Source organism: Streptomyces bikiniensis, from assembly GCF_000716625.1.
Taxonomy (GTDB): Bacteria; Actinomycetota; Actinomycetes; order Streptomycetales; family Streptomycetaceae; genus Streptomyces; species Streptomyces bikiniensis.
This window is the reverse complement of record NZ_JNXJ01000038.1, coordinates 62625-80981: the sequence shown is the minus strand read 5'-3', so window position 1 is coordinate 80981 and position 18357 is coordinate 62625. Positions and strand designations below refer to the sequence as shown.

Sequence of the window (18357 nt, the reverse complement as noted above, 5' to 3'; positions counted from 1 at the left end):
GGTGGGGGAAGCGGGGGAGGGGATGGGGGAGGAGGGAGGGGAGGGGGAGGGGCCCCGGGAGGGGTGCGGAGGGAGAAGGCGGTGGCGGCCGCGCCGAGCAGCACGATCGCCCCCGCGCCGGCCAGGGTCGCGCCGTCCGGGGCGAACAGGGCCTGGCCGCGCAGCGCCTGCCAGGTCAGCAGGGCGAAGACCGCCGCGTAGGCCGCCGAGGCGGTGAGGGCGAGACGCAACCGGACCCGTTCGTCGGCGAGGCGGGCGAGGCGGGCGAGGCGGGCGAGGCGGGCGAGATGAGGGAAGCGGGCGGAGCGGGAGCCGAGTGCGGTCAGGACGATCAGGACCAGCGGGAGCAGTTGCAGCGCGTGCATGCCGAAGAAGTGCGCCACGCGCAGGTCGCCGCCGGTGGTGGCCCAGCCGGTCACCGGCATGGACGGGCCGCCGTCCGGAACGCCGACGCTGTGCCCGCCCAAGATCGGCGGGTTGTCCTCCGCGAGCTGTTCCGGTGTCGGACGCACCATCAGGAAGCCGACGGCGGCGCCCGCCAGGGCGATCAGGGAGGAGAGGCGGACCGCCCAGGCCATGGCGCGGTCGAGGATCCGGGCACGCAGCAGGAGCAGGGCGATGACGAGGGCGCCGAGCCACAGCACGACGACGGTGCCGCCCATGATCTGGAAGACGGTGTCGTCGAACGGGGTCGCCTGGTTGAAGTGGCTCCGGGTGCCCCGTACCACCTGGAGGGTGATGAGGACCATCTCCACCGCGCTCGCGGCGGCGACCACCGTTCCGGCCCACCAGCCGGTTCGGCGGCCCCGGGGGAGCAGCGAGAGCATCCAGGCGAGCGAGAGGGAGTAGGCGACGAACGAGACCGAGAACTTGAACGGTTTGGCCCAGATCGGCGCGCCGACCAGGATCCGGTCGTCGACCACCAGGCCGCCGGCGGAGACGAGGGCGAGGGCGCCCATCGAGGCGGCGAACCAGACCAGGGGGCGGTGCAGCCGGGGCGGCGGGGTCAGCGGAGTCGGCGAGGTCGGCGGAGTGGGTGGGGTGGGTGGTTTCTGTGGGTTCGGCGAAGGCATACGGATCCCCCCGTGGGAAAGTATGGATAGCGGCACTCGCCGCTATCTGATAGCGCCACTATCTATGATGTGGTTGTCGGTCGGCAAGGCCGAAGAGGGTTCGGAAAGGTGAACGGGTAGTGCGCATCGGAGAGTTGAGTCGCAGGACCGGAGTGTCCGTGCCGACGATCAAGTTCTACGTACGGGAAGGACTGCTCCCGCCCGGAGAACTGACGAGCCCGAACCAGGCCTCGTACGGGGAGACGCACGTGCAGCGGCTCCGCCTGATCCGCGCGCTCCTCGATGTGGGCGGTCTGTCGGTGGCGGGGATCCGTGGAGTGATCGAGGCGATCGACGATCCGCGGCGACCGCTGCACACGGTGCTCGGGGAGGCGGCGGACCAGGTGGTGCCGCGCTACGAGCGCGGAGACGGTTCCGGGATCGCCGAGGCGAGGAAGAGGGTTGCCGAGCTGATCGAGGCGCGTGGATGGCGCACGTACGAGGGGAGTCCGGCGGCGGAGTCCCTGGCGACGGCGCTCGCCGCGCTTGAGGAGGTCGGCCACGGACGGTTCGCCGAGATCCTGGACGCGTACGCGGACGCGGCGGAACGGGTGGCGCGGGTCGACCTGGAGTACGTGGCCCACCAGGTGGCGCGGGAGGAACTGGTGGAGAGCGTGGTCGTCGGCACGGTCATCGGCGACGCCGTCTTCGCCGCCCTGCGCCGGCTCGCCCACGTGGACGCGTCGGACCGGGTCTTCGGGGAGACGCCCTGAGGCCCTGAGGCCCTGAGGCCCTGAGGCCCTGAGGACCTGAGGCTCTGAAGCCCTGAGGCTCTGAGACCTTGAGGCCCTGAAGGCCTGAGGCCAGGGTGCTCTAACGGGACCTGTGCCGTCTGCCCGGTCCGTGTGGTCCGTGTGGCCCGACGGGGCGGGCGGGCCGTGCCCGAAGCGGATCGTCCCCTCCCGTGCGGCCGTGCCCGGCGCGGATCGTCCCCTCCCGCGCGGCCGTGCCCACGCGAACGGGGGTGGCAGGGCCTCTCGCCCCGCCACCCCCGTCCCGGGATCCGCTCAGCTCTCCTGTTCGCGTTCCACCTGCTCGTTCCACTCGCGCTTGATCGCGCGCCAGGCCTCGTCCGACTTGCCCAGGCGCCAGTAGCCCGAGATCGACAGGCGCTCGCGGGGCACCTCCCGCTCCAGGCGCAGGTGGCGGCGGAGCTCCTTCACGAAGCCCGCCTCGCCGTGGACGAAGGCGTGCACGTCGCCCGCCGGGAAGTCCAGCGTCCGGACCGCCTCGACCAGCGCCTCGCCCACCGGGCGGTCGCCCCGGTGGAGCCACGTGACGTCGACGCCCGCCGCCGTCTCCAGCTTCTGCTCCTCCGCCGCGTCCGCGATCTCCACGAAGGCGTGCGCCCGTGTTCCGGCGGGCAGCCGCTCCAGGGCCGCCGCGATCGCCGGGAGGGCGCTCTCGTCACCCGCGAGCAGATGCCAGTCCGCGGCCTCGTCCGGTGCGTAACCGCCGCCGGGGCCCAGGAAGCGCACGGTGTCGCCCGCCTCCGCGCGCGCCGCCCACGGGCCCGCGAGGCCCTCGTCGCCGTGGACCACGAAGTCGATGGTCAGCTCGCGCCGCTCCGGGTCCCAGGCCCGTACCGTGTAGGTCCGGGTCGTCGGCCACTGCTCCCGGGGGAACTCCTCCCGGATCCGCTCCATGTCGAACGGCTCCGGGTAGGTCACGCCCTCCGGGGCGAAGAGCAGCTTCACGTAGTGGTCGGTGTACTCGCCGACGCCGAAGCCGTCGAGCCCCGGGCCACCGAGAACGAGCCGCACCATGTGCGGGGTGATCCGCTCCGTGTGCACCACGCGCGCTTCGGTGGCCTTCGGTGACCTGCGGGCCGGCTGCTCTGCCACGACGTGCTCCCCTGGAATCGGCTTACTTAGGTATACCTAAGCTAGCACCTCGCCGTGCGGACGATACGGTTCCGGCCCGCCCGGATCAGCGTTCCAGGACCGGCAGCAGCCGCCCCACGGCCCCGGTGAGGCCCCACCGCTTCACCAGCGCGTCCAGGGCCGCCGGGTCGCGGGGCCCCGCGGGCAGGGCCGGGTCGAACTCCGGCAGCGGCACGTCGGTGGCGACCCGTACCACCGTCGGCGCCACGTCCAGGTACGCCGCCGCCTCCACGATCCCGCGCCGCTTGGCCGGGGTCAGCCTCGACGCCGGGTCCTGCGCCGCCGCCCGCACCCCCGCCAGGTCCCCGTACTCCGTGATCAGCTGCGCCGCCGTCTTCTCGCCGATGCCCTTCACGCCCGGCAACCCGTCGCTGACGTCCCCGCGCAGCGCCGCGAAGTCCGCGTACTGGTCGGGGCGCACCCCGTACTTCGTACGGATCAGCTCCCCGTCCACCAAGTCGCAGTCGCCGACGCCCTTGCGCGGGTAGAGGACCCGCACCTCCCGGGCGTCGTCCACGAGCTGGAACAGGTCCCGGTCGCCCGTGACGATGTCCACCGGCCCGTCGGCCCGGCCCGCCAGCGTCCCGATCACGTCGTCCGCCTCGTATCCCGCCGCCCCGATCCGCGCGATGCCGAGCGCCGCCAGGACCTCCTCGATCACCGGGACCTGCGGGGACAGGGTGTCCGGGACCTCCTCCTCGTCCGGACCCGTCTCCGTCTCCGCGGCCACCCGGTGCGCCTTGTACGACGGGATCAGGTCCACCCGCCACTGCGGCCGCCAGTCGTCGTCCCAGCAGGCCACCAGGTCGTCCGGGCGGTGGTCCTGGACGAGCCGGCCGATGAAGTCGAGCAGCCCGCGCACGGCGTTCACCGGGGTTCCGTCGGGCGCCCGGACGGAGTCCGGCACGCCGAAGTACGCGCGGAAGTAGAGGCTGGCGGTGTCGAGGAGCATCAAACGTCGCGTCACCCGGCCGATCCTATGGCGCGGCGCGACGCACCGGGGAAACACCGGAAACGGGACTTCCGGAACTTCCTCCCGTGACCCGTGTCACCTTTGCGTTTGCGACCTTCGACCCCGGGCATGCGCGGGCCCGGAGTGAACCCCGGTACGGATTTCGACGAAAGGAATCCGTACGCGGCGGGGTGCGGGCCGATCCCGCGGGCTCCACGGTCCGGCCTCGCGGGGGTGGCGGGGCCGTTTTCCGTTGCTACCCGTGAGGTGTATGTGTCCAGGCTCCAGGCCGACCACCTGTACAAGGTGTTCGGCAGACGACCCGACGAAGCCGTCCGCAGGCTGGTGGACGGTGCCGATCGCGAGGAGCTGCGCGCCGAGGGGACGACAGCAGCCGTCGTGGACGCCGGCTTCGTCGTCGAGCCCGGCCAGATCTTCGTCGTGATGGGCCTGTCCGGCTCCGGGAAGTCCACCCTCCTGCGCATGCTCAACGGGTTGCTCGAACCCACCGCGGGCCGGGTCCTCTTCGACGGCGACGACCTCACCGCGCTCTCGCCCCGCGACCTGCGTGCGGTCCGTTCCCGCCGGATCAGCATGGTCTTCCAGCACTTCGCGCTCTTCCCGCACCGGAACGTCCTGGAGAACGCCGCCTACGGCCTGGAGGTCCAGGGCGTGCCCCGCGCCGAGCGCGAGACCCGCGCCGCCGAGGCCCTCGCACTGTGCGGCCTCGCCGGCTGGGAGAAGTCCTGGCCCGACGAGCTCTCCGGCGGCATGCAGCAGCGCGTCGGCCTGGCCCGGGCGCTCGCCACCGACGCCGACCTGCTCCTGATGGACGAGTCGTTCAGCGCGCTCGACCCGCTGATCCGCCGCGACATGCAGGACCAGCTCCTCGTCCTCCAGAAGCAGTTGAAGAAGACCATCGTCTTCATCACCCACGACCTCAACGAGGCCATGCGGCTCGGCGACCGGATCGCCGTCATGCGCGACGGCAGGATCGTCCAGCTCGGCACCGCCGAGGACATCCTCGTCCGCCCCGCCGACGACTACGTGGCCTCCTTCATCCAGGACGTCGACCGCTCCCGGGTGCTCACCGCCTCCGCCGTCATGGCCGCGGGCGCGCCCGCCGCCGACTGCCCGGAGGACTGCGCCTGCCGGCCCGTCGGGCCCGACACCCTCGTCGCGGACCTGTGCGCGATCGCCGCCGGCGCCCCGCACCCCGTGACCGTGGAGGACACCGACGGCACCGTCCTCGGGATCGTGTCCCCGGAGCGCCTCCTCGGCGTGATGGGCGGCCTCGGCGCGCACGACGCCACCGTGAAGGACGTCACCACGAAGGGCGTCGAGGAACGGCGCGCGTCCACCAGGGACCTCGGCGCGGAGAGCGCGTCCACCAGGGACCTCGGCGCGGAGAGTGCGTCCGCCAGGGACCTCGGCGCGGAGAGCGCGGACGTGAAGAGCTCCGGCGCGGGGAGCGCGAGTACGGAGAGAGCGAGTACGGCGGGTGTGAGTGCGGAGAGCGCGGCCGCGAACGACTCCGGTGCGCAGCCCTCCGCCGCGAAGGGCGGCGGTACCCGGAACGCCCCCGCCAAGAACGGGCAGGAGGTGACCACCGGTGCCTAGGCTTCCCCTCGGGCAGTGGGTCGACAGCTCCGTCGACTGGCTCCAGTCCCAGTTCTCCTGGCTCTTCGACGCCGTCACCACCGGCGTCACCGGCCTCTACGACGGCATCGACGCCGTCCTGTCCGCGCCCCAGCCGCTGCTGTTCGCCGGCATCCTCGCCGTCGTCGCCTGGTGGCTGCGCGGCTTCGCCGCCGGCCTCCTCGCCTTCGCCGGCTTCGCACTGGTCGACTCCGTCCAGCTGTGGGACGGGGCCATGGCGACGCTCTCCCTCGTCCTCGTCGCCACCCTGGTCACCCTGGTGATCGCCGTGCCGCTCGGCATCTGGGCGGCCCGCTCGAAGACCGTCAGCGCCGTCATGCGCCCGGTCCTCGACTTCATGCAGACCATGCCGGCGATGGTCTACCTGATCCCCGGCATCATCTTCTTCGGCGTCGGCGTGGTCCCCGGCATCATCGCCACCATCGTCTTCGCGCTGCCCCCGGGCGTCCGGATGACCGAGCTGGGCATCCGCCAGGTCGACGGCGAACTCGTGGAGGCGGCCGAGGCGTTCGGCACCACCCCGCGCAACACCCTGCTGCGCGTGCAGCTGCCGCTCGCCCTCCCGACGATCATGGCCGGCGTCAACCAGGTCATCATGCTGGGCCTGTCCATGGTCGTCATCGCCGGCATGGTCGGCGGCGGCGGGCTCGGCGGCGCCGTCTACCGCGCCATCGGCAACGTCGACATCGGCCTCGGCTTCGAGGCCGGCGTCTCCATCGTCGTCCTCGCCATGTACCTCGACCGGATGACCGGCGCCCTCGGCCGCCAGGTCTCCCCGCTGGGCCGCCGCGCCGCCGCCAAGGCGCGTGCCGCCGTCGCCAAGCGCCCCGGCGCCAAGCTCTGGGCCCACCGGCCGCAGCCCGTCACCGCCCTCGTCGGCGTCGTCGTCCTCGCCCTCGTGGCGGGCGGCACCGGCTTCCTCGGCAACGGCTCCGGCTCCGGAAGCGCGGGCGGTGGCAACGGCAAGAAGGTCAGCATCGGCTACATCCCCTGGGACGAGGGCATCGCCTCCACGTTCCTGTGGAAGGAGCTCCTGGAGCGGCGCGGCTACGAGGTCGACGCCAAGCAGCTGGAGGCCGGCGCCCTCTACACCGGCCTGGCCGGCGGCCAGCTCGACTTCCAGACCGACTCCTGGCTCCCCGTCACCCACGCCCAGTACTGGGAGAAGTACGAGAACGACCTGGAGGACCTCGGCTCCTGGTACGGCCCCACCTCCCTGGAGCTCTCCGTCCCCTCGTACGTGAAGGGCGTCGACTCCCTCGCCGACCTCAAGGGCAAGGCCGGACAGTTCAAGGGCCGGATCGTCGGCATCGAGCCCAGCGCCGGGATGATGGGCATCCTCAAGGACAAGGTGCTCAAGGAGTACGGCCTGGAGGGCGAGTACAAGGTCGTCGACGGCTCCACGCCCGGCATGCTCGCCGAGCTGAAGCGCGCGTACGAGCGCAAGGAGCCCGTCGTCGTCACCCTCTGGTCGCCGCACTGGGCCTACTCCGCCCACGACCTGAAGAAGCTGAAGGACCCCAAGGGCACCTGGGGCAAGGGCGACGGCGTCCACACCCTCGCCCGTAAGGGTTTCAGCGAGGAGAACCCCGAGGTCGGCGCCTGGCTGAAGGGCTTCGAACTGTCCGAGAAGCAGCTCACGGACCTCGAAGCCGTCATCCAGGAGACCGGCAAGGGCAAGGAGCAGCAGGCCGTCCGCACCTGGCTCGACCGGAACCCCGGTCTCGCGGAGAAGCTCACCCCGCAGTAGCCCCCCGACGGAACCGTACGGTTCCTGTCCGAAAAGGAGCGGTCGCCGTATGTGCACGGCGCCCGCTCCTTTTCCGCACGACGCGAAACCCCGCCCCAAAGCTGCGTAAGGTGCAGGTAACCGACCGGTACGAGGATCGCGACGGGCACGGGGCGAGAGGGAGGGAGCCGACATGGACGAGAAGGAGTCACCCCGTGTGGGCGCGGCCGTCAAGAGGCGCCGCAGAGCGCTCCGCCTCACCCTGGCCGTCGTCGCCTCCCGCAGCGGCCTCTCCGTGCCCTTCCTCAGCCAGGTCGAGAACGACCGGGCCCGCCCCAGCCGCCGCTCCCTCGAACTCGTCGCCGAGGCCCTGGAGACCACGGCCGGCGAACTCCTCGCCGTCGCCGAGGCCTCCTGCACCGTCGACGTCGTCCGGTCCGGGGAGGGCTCGCCCGACCTGCCCGAGGGCGTCCGGTCCCTGGTCCGGGGCCGCCACCAGCTGCACGCCCTGGAGTTCACCGGCGAGCAGGACGCGGGCCGCGAGTTCCAGCACCGCAACGACGAGCTGCTGTACGTGGCCGACGGAGCCGCCGAGGTCGAGGCCGAGGGCCGCGCCTACCGGCTCGACCGGGGGGACACCCTCTACCTCTCCGGCGGGGTACGGCACCGCTGGCGCGCCACCGAACCCGGCACCCGGCTCCTGGTCGTGGCCGTCGGGGAGCACGTGGAGGCGGAGGAGGAGTGACGGGCCGGGGGACCACGGCGGACGACGCGGCGACGAGGGGCCGGGAGAGCCCGGAGGTACGGCGATGAGGGACGGGGAGACTCCGGAGGTACGGCGATGAGGGTCGTCTCGCTCGTGCCCTCCCTCACCGAGGCCGTCGCCGTCACCCTGCCCGGCGTCCTCGTCGGCGCCACCGCCTGGTGCACGCACCCCGCCGGTCTCGACGTCGCCCGGATCGGCGGCACCAAGAACCCCGACGTCCCCGCGATCACCGCCCTCCGCCCCGACCTCGTCCTCGCCAACGAGGAGGAGAACCGCGCCCCCGACCTCGACGCCCTGCGCGCCGCCGGGCTCGACGTCCTCGTCACCGAGGTCCGCACCCTCGACCAGGGCCTGTGCGAGCTGGAACGGGTCCTCGGCGCCTGCGGCGCGCCCCGCCGTCCCCGCTGGCTCGCGGAGGCCGGGGACGCCTGGGCCGCCGTCGCGCCCCCGCGCCCGGAGGCGCCGCCCACCGCCGTCGTACCGATCTGGCGCCGCCCCTGGATGGTCCTGGGCCGCGACACCTTCGCCGGCGACCTGCTCGCCCGCCTCGGCGTCCGGAACGCGTACGCGGACCATCCCGAGCGCTATCCCCGCCTCCCGCTCGACGAACTGCGCGCCACCGCCCCCGACCTGGTCGTGCTGCCCGACGAGCCCTACCGCTTCACGCGCGACGACGGCCCCGAGGCCTTCCCCGGGACCGCCGCCGCCCTCGTGGACGGGCGCATGCTCACCTGGTACGGGCCGTCGCTGGCCGAGGCCCCGGAACGCCTGTCCCGGGCCCTGCGAGCAGCGCTCCGCTGACGAGCCCGCGCAGGGTGTGGAGGGCGGCCACCAGCCAGGCCGCCACGAGGAGCGCGTACAGGCCGACCGCCAGCCACCGGAAGGCGGCCAGGCCGGTGTGCTGCGCCAGCCCCTCGACGCCGGTCACGCAGGTGCCGACCGGGAAGGTGAAGGCCCAGAAGGTCATCGCGAAGCCCATGCCCCGGCGCCGCGCCCGCAGCACCATCGCCCCGGCGAGCGCCAGCCACAGCAGCGCGAAGCCCATGACGGGCACCCCGTAGAGGACGGCGAAGGCGGCGAAGCCGTGCGCGTACGGCTCGGGCAGCACGCCCGGGGCCGCGTCGGCGAACTTGTTCGCGGCGGTCGTGGACTGGCCGAGGGGGCCGAGGACCAGGAAGAGGGCGGGGGTGAGCGCGAGCGGCGGCGGGCCGCCGGTGACGAGCCGCCCGAAGACCAGGGGCAGGACGAGCAGGGTGGCGAGCAGGCTGAGGCCGAACAGCGCGTAGCAGGCGATCAGGAGCGTCTGCCGGGCCTGCCCCGGGGGCAGGTGGGGGACGAGCAGCGGGCCGAGGGCGGCGGAGACCATGGGGGCGACGACCGGCAGCAGCCACACCGGGGACGCGCCCTCGATCCGGTGGTGCACCACCATGAGGTACGGGACGGCCACGGCCGCCACCAGGCCGATCAGGGTGCCGGCGGCGAACAGGACGGCGTCGAGCGCGATGGCCGCCGGGAGCCCGGTCCAGTCCCGGCCCACGACCAGGGCCCCGCCGCCGACCGCGAGCAGCGCCATCGACAGGCAGCCGTAGAACGGGGCCACGGCCGGGTCCATGAGGTGGGCGCGGGCCTGGTCGCGGTGGTGGAGCCAGTGCAGCGCGCGGGCCGGGAGCAGGACGAGCAGCATCGCGAGCGACAGCGCCCAGACCGCCGCGCAGGCCGTACGGAGGCCGGGGGCGTGCACCGGGAGGGCGGCGCCCGCCGTGGCGACGATCGCCGTGCCCATCACGGAGGCGTACCAGTGGGGTCCGAGGTGACGGACGGAGCGGGCCCGCGGGCCCGGCCGGGCGCCGGGGGTGGTGGCGCGGGGGACCGGGAGGGGGGTCGGGCGGAGGGGTGCGACGCTTGCCATGGCTCCACCGTCGCCCCGTTCCCGGGCCCGGACCAGGGATCATGTGGCTATGACGTCATAAGCTGGGTTTATGAGCAGGGGAACGCGGGGCGGTGGCGCCCACGAGGGCGGGACGCACGGGGGCGGGGCGCGCAAGGACGGGGCGCACGGGGGCGGGGCGTACGGAGACGGTGCGTACGGGGGCGGGGCCCGGAGCGCTTCCCGCGACGCCGCCGGGAGCGCTCCGAAGGGCGGCGCCCCCCGGCCGCACCTCTCCCACCGCGTCCCCGACCTCGGCGCGCTCGAACTGCTCCTCGCCGTCGCCCGGCACGGCAGCCTCGGAGCGGCCGCCCGCGAGGTCGGGATCACCCAGCCCGCCGCGAGCAGCCGGATCCGCTCCATGGAACGGCAGCTGGGGGTGGCGCTGGTCGACCGTTCGCCGCGCGGCTCCCGGCTCACCGACGCGGGCGCCCTCGTCACGGACTGGGCCCGGCGGATCGTGGAGGCGGCGGAGGCCTTCGACGCCGGGGCGCAGGCCCTGCGCGGGCGGCGCGACTCGCGGCTGCGGGTGGCCGCGTCCATGACCATCGCCGAGTACCTGCTGCCGGGCTGGCTGATCGCCCTGCGCGCCGAACGCCCCGACACCGCCGTGTCGCTCCAGGCCGGGAACTCCGCGGCCGTCGCGGAACGCCTCTTCGCGGGCGACGCGGACGTCGGCTTCGTGGAGGGCCTCGCCGTGCCGGACGGCCTCGACGGCGCGGTCGTCGCCCGCGACCGGCTCGCGGTCGTCGCCGCCCCCTCGCACCCGTGGGCCCGCCGCCGCGCCCCGCTGGACCCGGCGGAGCTGGCCGCGACCCCGCTGGTGCTGCGGGAGCGCGGCTCGGGCACCCGGCAGGTCCTCGACGCGGCCCTCGCCGCCCACGGCGGCCTCGCGCGACCGCTCCTCGAACTCGCCTCCACGACGGCGGTGAAGGCCGCCGCCGTCAGCGGGGCCGGGCCGGCCGTCCTCAGCGAACTCGCGATCACCGAGGAGCTGGCCTCCCGCCGCCTGGTCGCCGTCCCCGTCGAAGGGGTGGTCCTGCGCCGGGACCTGCGGGCCGTCTGGCCCGCAGGCCACCGCCCCACGGGCCCGGCCCGCGACCTGCTCTCCCTGACCCGCGACAGGCCTTGATCCGTGACCGGCCTTGATCCGTGACCGGCCTTGACCGCGACCGGCCTTGACCCGCGACCGGCCTTGACCGCGACAGGCCTTGACCCGTAAGCGGTCTTGACCCGCGACAGGCCTCGATCCGCGCCCCGGAGCCGCCGATCAGACGCTCGCCGCCCGGTGGGTGATCCGCCCGTCGAGGACCGTCAGCAGCACCGGCAGGTCCGGCAGCTCCGTCGCCTCCGTGGTCAGCGGGTCGCCGCCGAAGACGGCCAGGTCGGCGCGGTGGCCGAGGGCGATCCGGCCCGCCTCGTGCTCCTCGCCCGCCGCGTACGCCGGAGCCGTCGTCAGACCCCGCAGCGCCTCCAGCGGCGTCAGCGCCTGCTCGGGCCCGTGCGGCGCCTGCCCGAGGTCGCGGCTCGGGCGCCGGTGCCGGGCCCCGGCCATCACGCCGAGCGGCGGGAACGGTGCGATCGGCCAGTCCGAGCCGAGGACCACGGTCGTACCGGAGTCCAGCAGGTCCCGGCAGCGCCACGCGCGCGAGGCGCGCTCCTCGCCGAGCCGGCGCGACCAGTTGTCGGTGTGGTCGGCGCGGGTGAAGTCGCAGCAGTGGGTGGGCTGCATGGACGCGAGGACGCCCAGCTCCGCGAAGCGGCGCAGGGTGTCGTCCGGGACGGTCTCGATGTGCTCGACCCGGTGCCGCACCCCGCCGCCCGAGGCGCGCGCCTTCTCGACGGAGTCGAGGACGTGCCGCACGGCCGCGTCCCCGATGGCGTGCGTCGCGGTGGGCACGCCCGCCCGGTGCAGCTCCCCGACGATCCGGGTGTACGCCTCGGGGTCCGGCCAGAACGCGTGCGTGGACTCGCCGTGGCAGTCGGGCCGCTCCAGCCACGCGGTGCCGTTGTCGATGGTCCCGTCCATGAAGAGCTTCACGCCGGCGACCCGCCACAGCTCCCCGCCGGTGCCCTGCCGCTCGATCAGCTCCCGTACGCCGTCCGCGTCGGTGCCGGGCTGGCACCAGGGAGCGACCCGCAGCCGCAGCGGCAGCTCGCCGGCCGCGTCGAGCTCCCCGTACAGGGCGAGGCTGTCGCCATTGGCGTCCATGGCGTGGCCGCCGGTCAGGCCCGTGGCGGCCATGGAGCGCAGCGAGGCCGCCAGCCGCTCCCGGCTCTCCTCGCGCGTCGGCTTCGGGGCGACCCGCTCGACCAGCTCGCAGGCGGCGTCCTCCTGGAGGAGGCCGGTCGGGCGCCCGTCGGCGTCGCAGACGACCTCGGCGGAGGCCTGGTCGAAGGTGCGGGGGCCGTCGACCCCGGCGAGTTCGAGGGCCCGGCGGCTGGCGAGGGCCGAGTGGGCGTCGAAGAGCAGCAGGAAGGCGGGCACTCCGTCGAGGACGGCGTCGAAGGGCGCGATGCCGAGGGGGCGGCCGTCGAAGACGTTCGGGTCGAGGCCCCAGCCGAACAGCCACGCCCCGCGCTCCAGGGTCCGCACCTCGCGGGCGAGGGCCTCCCGGACGTCGTCGAGGTCGGCGCAGTACGACAGGTCGAGGCCGTGCGTCAGCTCGGCGCCGGTCACCGGGTGCACGTGCCCGTCGACGAGCCCGGGGGTGACGACGGCCCCCTTGAGGTCGACCACGGTGGTCGCGGGACCGGCGAGCGCGCGGATCTCGCGGTCGTCGCCCAGGGCCGCGATCCGGCCGTCGCCGGAGACGGCGAGCGCGGTCTCCGGCAGGAACGCCCCCGTGCCGGGGTCGAGCAGACGGGCGGAGAGCAGGACGAGTCGGGTGCGCACGGGTGGCTCCAGGGGGTGCGGGGTGGTTCTTCAGCGGTACGAGCACGGGGACGGGTACGGGAGGCGGGTACGAGTACGGGTGCAGGAGGCGGATACGGGGACGGGTGGCACCGAGGCGCGTCCGGCAGCTCAGTCCGCTACGACCGGCAGCGGCGTCTCCGTCAACGCCCCTGCGGCGAGGCCGAGTTCGCGTTCCGCCGTGGTGACGGCCATGCGGGTGACGGCCTCCGGCCGGTTGCTCCGGTCGGTGTTGGCGTGGGCGCCGAGGCCGTCGAGGACGACCAGGATCTGGATGGCCGCGGCGCGCGGGTCGTCCGTGCGGAACTCGCCCCGCTCGACGCCCTCGCGGATGAGCCCTTCGAGGCGGTCGTCGGAGGCGAGCTCCTGCTCGGCGACCCGGTCGCGCAGGACGGGCCGGTAGCGGCTGAGGTGCCGGGCGTTGATCCACAGGCGGCTGATGTCGTCGTACGCCTCCCCGGCCGAGAGCGCGAAGTAGCGCGCGAGGTACTGCACGGGGGTGCCGTGCGGCCGCTCGGCGGGCAGCAGCGAGTCGAGCTCCCCGGTGGCGGCCACGGCGAACGCCTCGGCCACCAAATCCTCCGCCGAGGGGAAGTAGTGGCTGATCAGACCCGGCCGCACGGACAGCTCCTCGGCGATCCGCCGCAGCGTGACGCACTCCAGGCCCTCGGTCAGGGCGACCCGGGCCGCGGCCTCCACGATCTCCGCCCGCCGGGCTTCGGGGGTTTTCCGGATGCGTTTGCGCTCGACGCTTGACGACATACCGGGGATGCTATTGAGTGTGCGACCAATAAGCAACCAGGTGGGCACCACACGCTTCCGGAGGGCCGCATGGCTTCCACGATCCCCGACCAGGACCCGGCCTCCCGGGCCGCTCAGGTCACCCCTCCGGCCGCCGGCCGGCCGGGCCGCATCGAGGCCCACGGCATCGACCGCATCCCCGACGGGGAGCGCCACGGGCACCCCCGCGAGCTGTTCTCCGTCTGGGCCGCGGCGAACGTCAACTACCTGAGCCTGGTCATCGGCGGCGCCCTCGTCCTCATGGGCCTGAGCCTCTGGCAGGCACTCGGCGTGATCGTCGCGGGCAACCTCCTCTGGCTGCTCACCGGCCTGCTCGCCACCTCGGGCCCGGCCGCCGGCGCGCCCAGCGAGGTGATCACCCGGGCCGTCTACGGCGTCCGCGGCAACCGCGTGAACAACGCGATCGGCGGCTGGCTGGTCTCCGTCTGCTACTTCGCCCTCAACCTGGCCGCCGCGGCCACCGCCGCCTTCGCGCTCGTGGAGAAGACCGGCCTCGCGGTCACCGTCCCCGTCGAGGTGGCCGTCATCGTGGTGATCGCCGCCCTCACGCTGGTCATCAGCGTCTACGGGCACGGCCTGATCATCAAGCTGTACCTGCCGATCACGCTCGCCCTCGCCGCGGCCTTCGCCGTCGTCGCGTTCGCCGTCCTGCGGCACGCCGACCTCGCGTACGCCCCCGCCGCGCGCCTCTCCGGCACCGAGCTGTGGTCCCTGCTCCTCGCGGGCACCACGATGATCGCCTCGGGCCCGCTCTCGTACACCACGAGCGCCGACTTCTCCCGCTACCTGCCCCGCACCGCCTCCAGGAGGGCGATCGCCGTCTGGACCGCCCTCGGCGCCTTCCTGCCCAGCGTCGTCGTCAGCTCGCTCGGCGCCCTCGCGGCCACCGCCGTCGACATGACCGACCCGCAGACCGCGCTCCAGGAGATCCTGCCCGGCTGGTTCGCGCCGGTCTTCCTGCTCGCCCTGGTCCTCGGCACCATCGCCATCAACGCCCTGACCGCCTACAGCGCCGGACTCGCCCTCCAGGCGGTCGGCCTGCGCGTCCGCCGCTCCGTCAGCGTCCTCCTCGACGGCGCCGTGGCCGTCGCCCTCACCCTGTACGGCGTCCTCGTCTCCGACTTCCTGGACACCGTCAGCAACGCCCTCCAGGTGATCACGGTCCTGGTCGGCCCGCTCATGGCCGTGTACGCCACCGACGTCCTGCTGCGCCGCTGCCGCTACGACGGGGTCGCGCTCTCCGACGAGACCCCCGGCAGCCCCTTCTGGTACACGGCCGGCGTCAACCGGGCCGGGGCGCTCGCCCTCGTCTCCGGCGTCGCCGCCGCGTCCCTCTGCGTCGACACCCTCTACACCGGGCCCGTGGCCGCCGCCCTCGGCGGCGCCGACCTCTCCCTGCCCGTCGGCATGGGCGTCTCCGCCGCCCTCTACGCCCTCCTGATGCGGGGCGACCGCACGGTGCTCGCCGCCCGCACGGCCGCCTGATCAGGCACGTCCACGGGCCGCAGCCGCAGCTTTGACGAGTCCCCGCATCACGCGCGTGTCCTCGCCCATCTCCGGGTGCCACTGCACGCCGAGCGCCCAGGCCGGAGCGGCCAGCTCCACCGCCTCCACCGTGCCGTCCTCCGCGTGGGCCGAGGCCGCGAGCCCCGCGCCCAGCCGGTCGACGGCCTGGTGGTGGTAGGTCGGGACCACGGCCGGCTCCGGCACCAGGGAGGCGTAGCGGGTCCCCGGCACCGGCTCGACCTTGTGCCGGCCGATCACCCCGACCGCCTCCACGTGCCCGTCCAGGTGCTGGACCAGCGTGCCCCCGAGGGCCACGTTGAGCAGCTGCATCCCCCGGCAGATGCCCAGGAGCGGGGTGCCGGCGGCGAGGGCCGCGTCGATCAGGGCCAGCTCCCAGGAGTCCCGGGCGCGGGCCGGCGGCCCGGTACGGGGGTCGGGCTCGGCCCCGTACCGTACGGGCTCGACGTCCGCCCCGCCCGCGACGACCAGCCCGTCGAGCCGGGCCACCACTGCGGCGGCGGCGGCCGGCCGGTCCGGCGGGAGCATCGCCGCGAGCCCCCCACTCTCCCGTACCAGCCGGGGGTACGGGGCGGGGAGCAGCGCCGCCTCCATGTCCCACACCCCCCAGCGGGCCCGGTCCAGATAGGTGGTCACGCCGATCAGCGGCTCGGACACGAGGATTCCTCCAGAGGGGTCGGGGCGGTGTCAGCCGCGTTCGAGTTCGGCCTCGGCCGCGGCGAGCGCCGCGAACTCCTCCTCGGGCGCCTTGGCGACCAGGTGGTGCCGACTGTAGAACGCGAAGTAGGCGAGGGCGATCACGTACACCCCGAGCGCCGTGAACGCCGCCGTCCGGTCCACCAGGAAGGTCGCCACCAGGGCCGACAGGGCCAGGACGAAGGCCGTCGAGGAGGTCGCGATCCCGCCGGGCGTGCGGTACGGCCGGTGCAGGTGCGGCTCGCGGCGGCGCAGCACGATGTGCGAGAGCGCCATCAGGGCGTACGAGATGGTGGCGCCGAAGACCGCGATGTTCAGCATCCGCGCCCCGTCCCCGGTCCCGGCCGCGAGGGCGAAGCCGATCGCGCCCGGGACGAGGAGCCCCAGGTAGGGCGACTTGCGGCGGCTGGTCAGGGAGAGGAAGCGGGGCAGGTAGCCCGCCCGGGAGAGGGCGAACAGCTGGCGCGATCCCGCGTAGATGAGGGAGAAGAAGGAGGCGACCAGGCCGGCCAGGCCCGCGTAGTTCACGAACCGGCTGAGCGCCGTCGGCTCCCCGTCGCCCTGGAGCGCCACGACCAGCGGGTTCCCGGCCTCCTGGACGGCGGCCGCGCCGCGCGCCCCGGTGGCGGCGAAGAAGGTCATGACGGCGAGCAGCACCAGGACGCCGAGCGAGATCGCCAGCGCCTTCGGCATCGACCGGACCGGGTCCTTCGCCTCCTCGGCGGCCAGCGGCACCCCTTCGACGCCGAGGAAGAACCACATGCCGAAGGGGAACGCGGCCCAGATCCCGAGCAGGCCGAACGGCAGCCAGGAGTTCGAGCCGAACGCCTCGCCGTCCACCGGGATGTCGTTCAGGCCGTCCACGTGGAAGTCGGTGAACGCGCCGAACGCGAAGACGACCAGGGCCGCGACCGCGATCGCCGTCACGACCAGGCTGAACCGCAGCGCCTCGCCCACGCCCCACAGGTGGATCCCGATGAAGAGCGCGAAGCAGACCAGATAGACCGGCCAGCCGGACTCCAGGCCGAAGAGCCCCAGGGACTCGACGTAGTCGCCGATGAAGAGGGAGATCGCGGCGGGGGCGAGGACGTACTCGATGAGGATCGCGGTGCCGGTGAGGAAGCCGCCCCAGGTGCCGAGCGCCCGGCGGGCGAAGCCGTAGCCGCCGCCCGCCGTGGGCAGGATGGCGGAGAGCTCGGCGAGCGCGAAGACCAGACAGGCGTACATCGCGCCCATCAGGACGGTGGCGACGGCGAGCCCGCCGAAGCCGCCCTTCGACAGGCCGATGTTCCAGCCGGAGAAGTCCCCGGAGACGACGTAGGCGACGCCGAGGCCGGTGAGCAGCAGCCAGCCGGCGCTGCCGCGGCGCAGCGCCCGCCGCTTCAGGTAGTCGTCCTCCGGCGGGGCGCCGCTCCCGGGCGCCTCCCCGTCCCCGGGTGTCTTCCCGGACGTGCTCCCGGTCGTGTCTTCGAGCGTCATGGCAGCGTCAGCTCCCCGCAACGGGCCCAATGGATTGACGCCATACCTTTGCGTCGGTCCTGGCGGGAACGCAACCCCCGTGCGTTACTTTCGGGTTACGGGGGCCCTCCGTGCGGCCCGGGCGCCGCTCACCCGGAAAGCCCCGCCGCTCACGTCAGGAAGCCCCGCAGCAGCGCCGCCGTGCCCGCGCAGTGCTCCCGCATCACCTCGCGCGCCGCGTCCGCGTCCCCGTCGAGGACCGCCTCCACGAGCGCGGTGTGCTGGTGCTGGGAGTGCTCCAGGTTCCGCACGAGCAGCGGGATGCAGTCGAGCAGGTCGTTCACCGTCGCCCGGACCGCCGCGTACCGGGCCGTCAGGCTCGGCGAGCCCGACAGCTCCGCGAGCGTGAGGTGGAGCAGGGTGTCCTGGCGCCGGTAGTCGCCGAGCGGGGCGTCGTGGGTCGCCGCGAGGGCGGACCGCAGCCGCCCGGCGCCCGCCGCGTCCAGGCCGTGGGCGGCGCACAGCCCGGCGGCCCCCACCTCCAGGACCTCCCGGAAGCGCAGGGTGTCCTCCACGTCGACCGAGGCGATCCGGCGGCGCAGCTCGTCCTCGTCGCCCGTCCGCGTCCGGGGCAGCACGAACGTCCCGCCGTACCGGCCGCGCCGGCTCTCCACGAGCCCCTGCTCCTGGAGGACCTTCAGGACCTCGCGCAGGGTCACCCGGCTGATCCCCATCCGCTCGGCCAGCTCCCGCTCGGCCGGCAGCCGCTCCCCGTCCGGCACCAGGCCGAGCCGCACCACCTGGAGGATCTGCTCCAGGGCCTCCTCGAACCCGTTGCCCGCCCGCACCGGCCGCAGCACGGGCGTCAACCGGTCCGCCGATTCACTCGTACTGGCCACGTTCTCGTTTCCTTTCCGCCGGCACTTCCCAAGCAAT

At 74.0% G+C, this 18357-nt stretch carries 15 protein-coding genes and 1 pseudogene; 7 read left to right on the top strand and 9 right to left on the bottom strand.

Features of this window, described 5'->3' with window-relative positions; translation table 11 throughout:
- Positions 1–959: hypothetical protein (locus OO47_RS26020; RefSeq protein WP_051736409.1), on the bottom strand; the 959-nt coding region annotated here is incomplete at its 3' end.
- Positions 960–1192: 233 nt separating this feature from the next.
- On the opposite strand from OO47_RS26020, the gene OO47_RS26015 reads away from it, so the two are divergent.
- On the top strand, positions 1193–1825 hold the full coding sequence (locus OO47_RS26015; protein ID WP_030214587.1) for a MerR family transcriptional regulator: 633 nt from the start codon (positions 1193–1195) through the stop codon (positions 1823–1825).
- 294 nt (positions 1826–2119) lie between these two features.
- Here the strand turns inward: OO47_RS26015 and OO47_RS26010 are convergent, their stop codons facing one another.
- Both OO47_RS26010 and OO47_RS26005 read right to left on the bottom strand, forming a co-directional pair.
- Complete coding sequence (locus OO47_RS26010; RefSeq protein ID WP_030214590.1) at positions 2120–2956, bottom strand: siderophore-interacting protein; 837 nt, start codon at positions 2954–2956, stop codon at positions 2120–2122.
- Between the two features lie 85 nt (positions 2957–3041).
- The gene (locus OO47_RS26005; protein WP_030214593.1) at positions 3042–3947 is read right to left on the bottom strand and encodes a 5'-3' exonuclease; all 906 of its coding nucleotides are present in this window, start codon (positions 3945–3947) and stop codon (positions 3042–3044) included.
- 273 nt (positions 3948–4220) lie between these two features.
- Between OO47_RS26005 and OO47_RS26000 the strand changes: the two are divergent.
- From OO47_RS26000 to OO47_RS25985, 4 genes and pseudogenes are all read left to right on the top strand, one after another.
- A pseudogene (locus OO47_RS26000) lies at positions 4221–5237 on the top strand (quaternary amine ABC transporter ATP-binding protein); the annotation flags it as partial.
- Positions 5238–5559: 322 nt separating this feature from the next.
- Complete coding sequence (locus OO47_RS25995; RefSeq protein WP_030214601.1) at positions 5560–7356, top strand: ABC transporter permease/substrate binding protein; 1797 nt, start codon at positions 5560–5562, stop codon at positions 7354–7356.
- A gap of 172 nt (positions 7357–7528) precedes the next feature.
- Positions 7529–8080 (top strand): helix-turn-helix domain-containing protein, encoded by a 552-nt coding sequence (locus OO47_RS25990; protein WP_030214604.1) that lies wholly within the window; start codon positions 7529–7531, stop codon positions 8078–8080.
- Between the two features lie 96 nt (positions 8081–8176).
- Positions 8177–8902, top strand: coding sequence for a helical backbone metal receptor (locus OO47_RS25985; protein ID WP_030214617.1), 726 nt, complete (start codon positions 8177–8179; stop codon positions 8900–8902).
- Here OO47_RS25985 and OO47_RS25980 read toward each other — a convergent pair.
- On the bottom strand, positions 8829–10010 hold the full coding sequence (locus tag OO47_RS25980; RefSeq protein WP_030214618.1) for a TDT family transporter: 1182 nt from the start codon (positions 10008–10010) through the stop codon (positions 8829–8831). The genes OO47_RS25985 and OO47_RS25980 overlap by 74 nt on opposite strands.
- 70 nt (positions 10011–10080) lie before the next feature.
- Here OO47_RS25980 and OO47_RS25975 point away from each other — a divergent pair, with 70 nt between their 5' ends.
- A complete protein-coding gene (locus OO47_RS25975; protein WP_030214620.1) occupies positions 10081–11160 on the top strand; it encodes a LysR family transcriptional regulator in 1080 nt (359 codons plus the stop codon).
- A gap of 138 nt (positions 11161–11298) precedes the next feature.
- Here the strand turns inward: OO47_RS25975 and OO47_RS25970 are convergent, their stop codons facing one another.
- Positions 11299–12924: an amidohydrolase gene (locus OO47_RS25970; RefSeq protein ID WP_030214622.1), complete on the bottom strand. Its 1626-nt coding sequence runs from the start codon at positions 12922–12924 to the stop codon at positions 11299–11301.
- 129 nt (positions 12925–13053) lie between these two features.
- Positions 13054–13704, bottom strand: coding sequence for a TetR/AcrR family transcriptional regulator (locus tag OO47_RS25965; protein ID WP_030214623.1), 651 nt, complete (start codon positions 13702–13704; stop codon positions 13054–13056).
- A 69-nt stretch (positions 13705–13773) separates the two neighbouring features.
- Here OO47_RS25965 and OO47_RS25960 point away from each other — a divergent pair, with 69 nt between their 5' ends.
- Entirely contained in the window at positions 13774–15228 is a 1455-nt protein-coding gene (locus OO47_RS25960; RefSeq protein WP_030214626.1) for a purine-cytosine permease family protein, read from the top strand.
- Here OO47_RS25960 and OO47_RS25955 read toward each other — a convergent pair whose 3' ends face one another.
- The 3 genes from OO47_RS25955 to OO47_RS25945 form a co-directional block, all read right to left on the bottom strand.
- The gene (locus OO47_RS25955; protein ID WP_030214629.1) at positions 15229–15924 is read right to left on the bottom strand and encodes a gamma-glutamyl-gamma-aminobutyrate hydrolase family protein; all 696 of its coding nucleotides are present in this window, start codon (positions 15922–15924) and stop codon (positions 15229–15231) included.
- Positions 15925–15954: 30 nt separating this feature from the next.
- A complete protein-coding gene (gene eat, locus OO47_RS25950) occupies positions 15955–17442 on the bottom strand; it encodes an ethanolamine permease (RefSeq protein WP_030214632.1) in 1488 nt (495 codons plus the stop codon).
- A 149-nt stretch (positions 17443–17591) separates the two neighbouring features.
- Positions 17592–18320 carry a FadR/GntR family transcriptional regulator gene (locus tag OO47_RS25945; protein ID WP_030214635.1) on the bottom strand — a complete coding sequence of 243 codons (729 nt, stop codon included), beginning with the start codon at positions 18318–18320 and terminating at the stop codon, positions 17592–17594.
- Between the last annotated feature and the right edge of the window lie 37 nt (positions 18321–18357).

Bases quoted from the DNA above. Each gene is read 5' to 3' on its own strand.
- OO47_RS25980 (WP_030214618.1), bottom strand. From the start codon at position 10,010: ATGGCAAGCGTCGCACCCCTCCGCCCGACCCCCCTCCCGGTCCCCCGC.
- OO47_RS25985 (WP_030214617.1), top strand. From the start codon at position 8,177: ATGAGGGTCGTCTCGCTCGTGCCCTCCCTCACCGAGGCCGTCGCCGTC.
- OO47_RS25990 (WP_030214604.1), top strand. From the start codon at position 7,529: ATGGACGAGAAGGAGTCACCCCGTGTGGGCGCGGCCGTCAAGAGGCGC.
- OO47_RS25965 (WP_030214623.1), bottom strand. From the start codon at position 13,704: ATGTCGTCAAGCGTCGAGCGCAAACGCATCCGGAAAACCCCCGAAGCC.
- OO47_RS26005 (WP_030214593.1), bottom strand. From the start codon at position 3,947: ATGCTCCTCGACACCGCCAGCCTCTACTTCCGCGCGTACTTCGGCGTG.
- eat (WP_030214632.1), bottom strand. From the start codon at position 17,442: ATGACGCTCGAAGACACGACCGGGAGCACGTCCGGGAAGACACCCGGG.
- OO47_RS25960 (WP_030214626.1), top strand. From the start codon at position 13,774: ATGGCTTCCACGATCCCCGACCAGGACCCGGCCTCCCGGGCCGCTCAG.
- OO47_RS25975 (WP_030214620.1), top strand. From the start codon at position 10,081: ATGAGCAGGGGAACGCGGGGCGGTGGCGCCCACGAGGGCGGGACGCAC.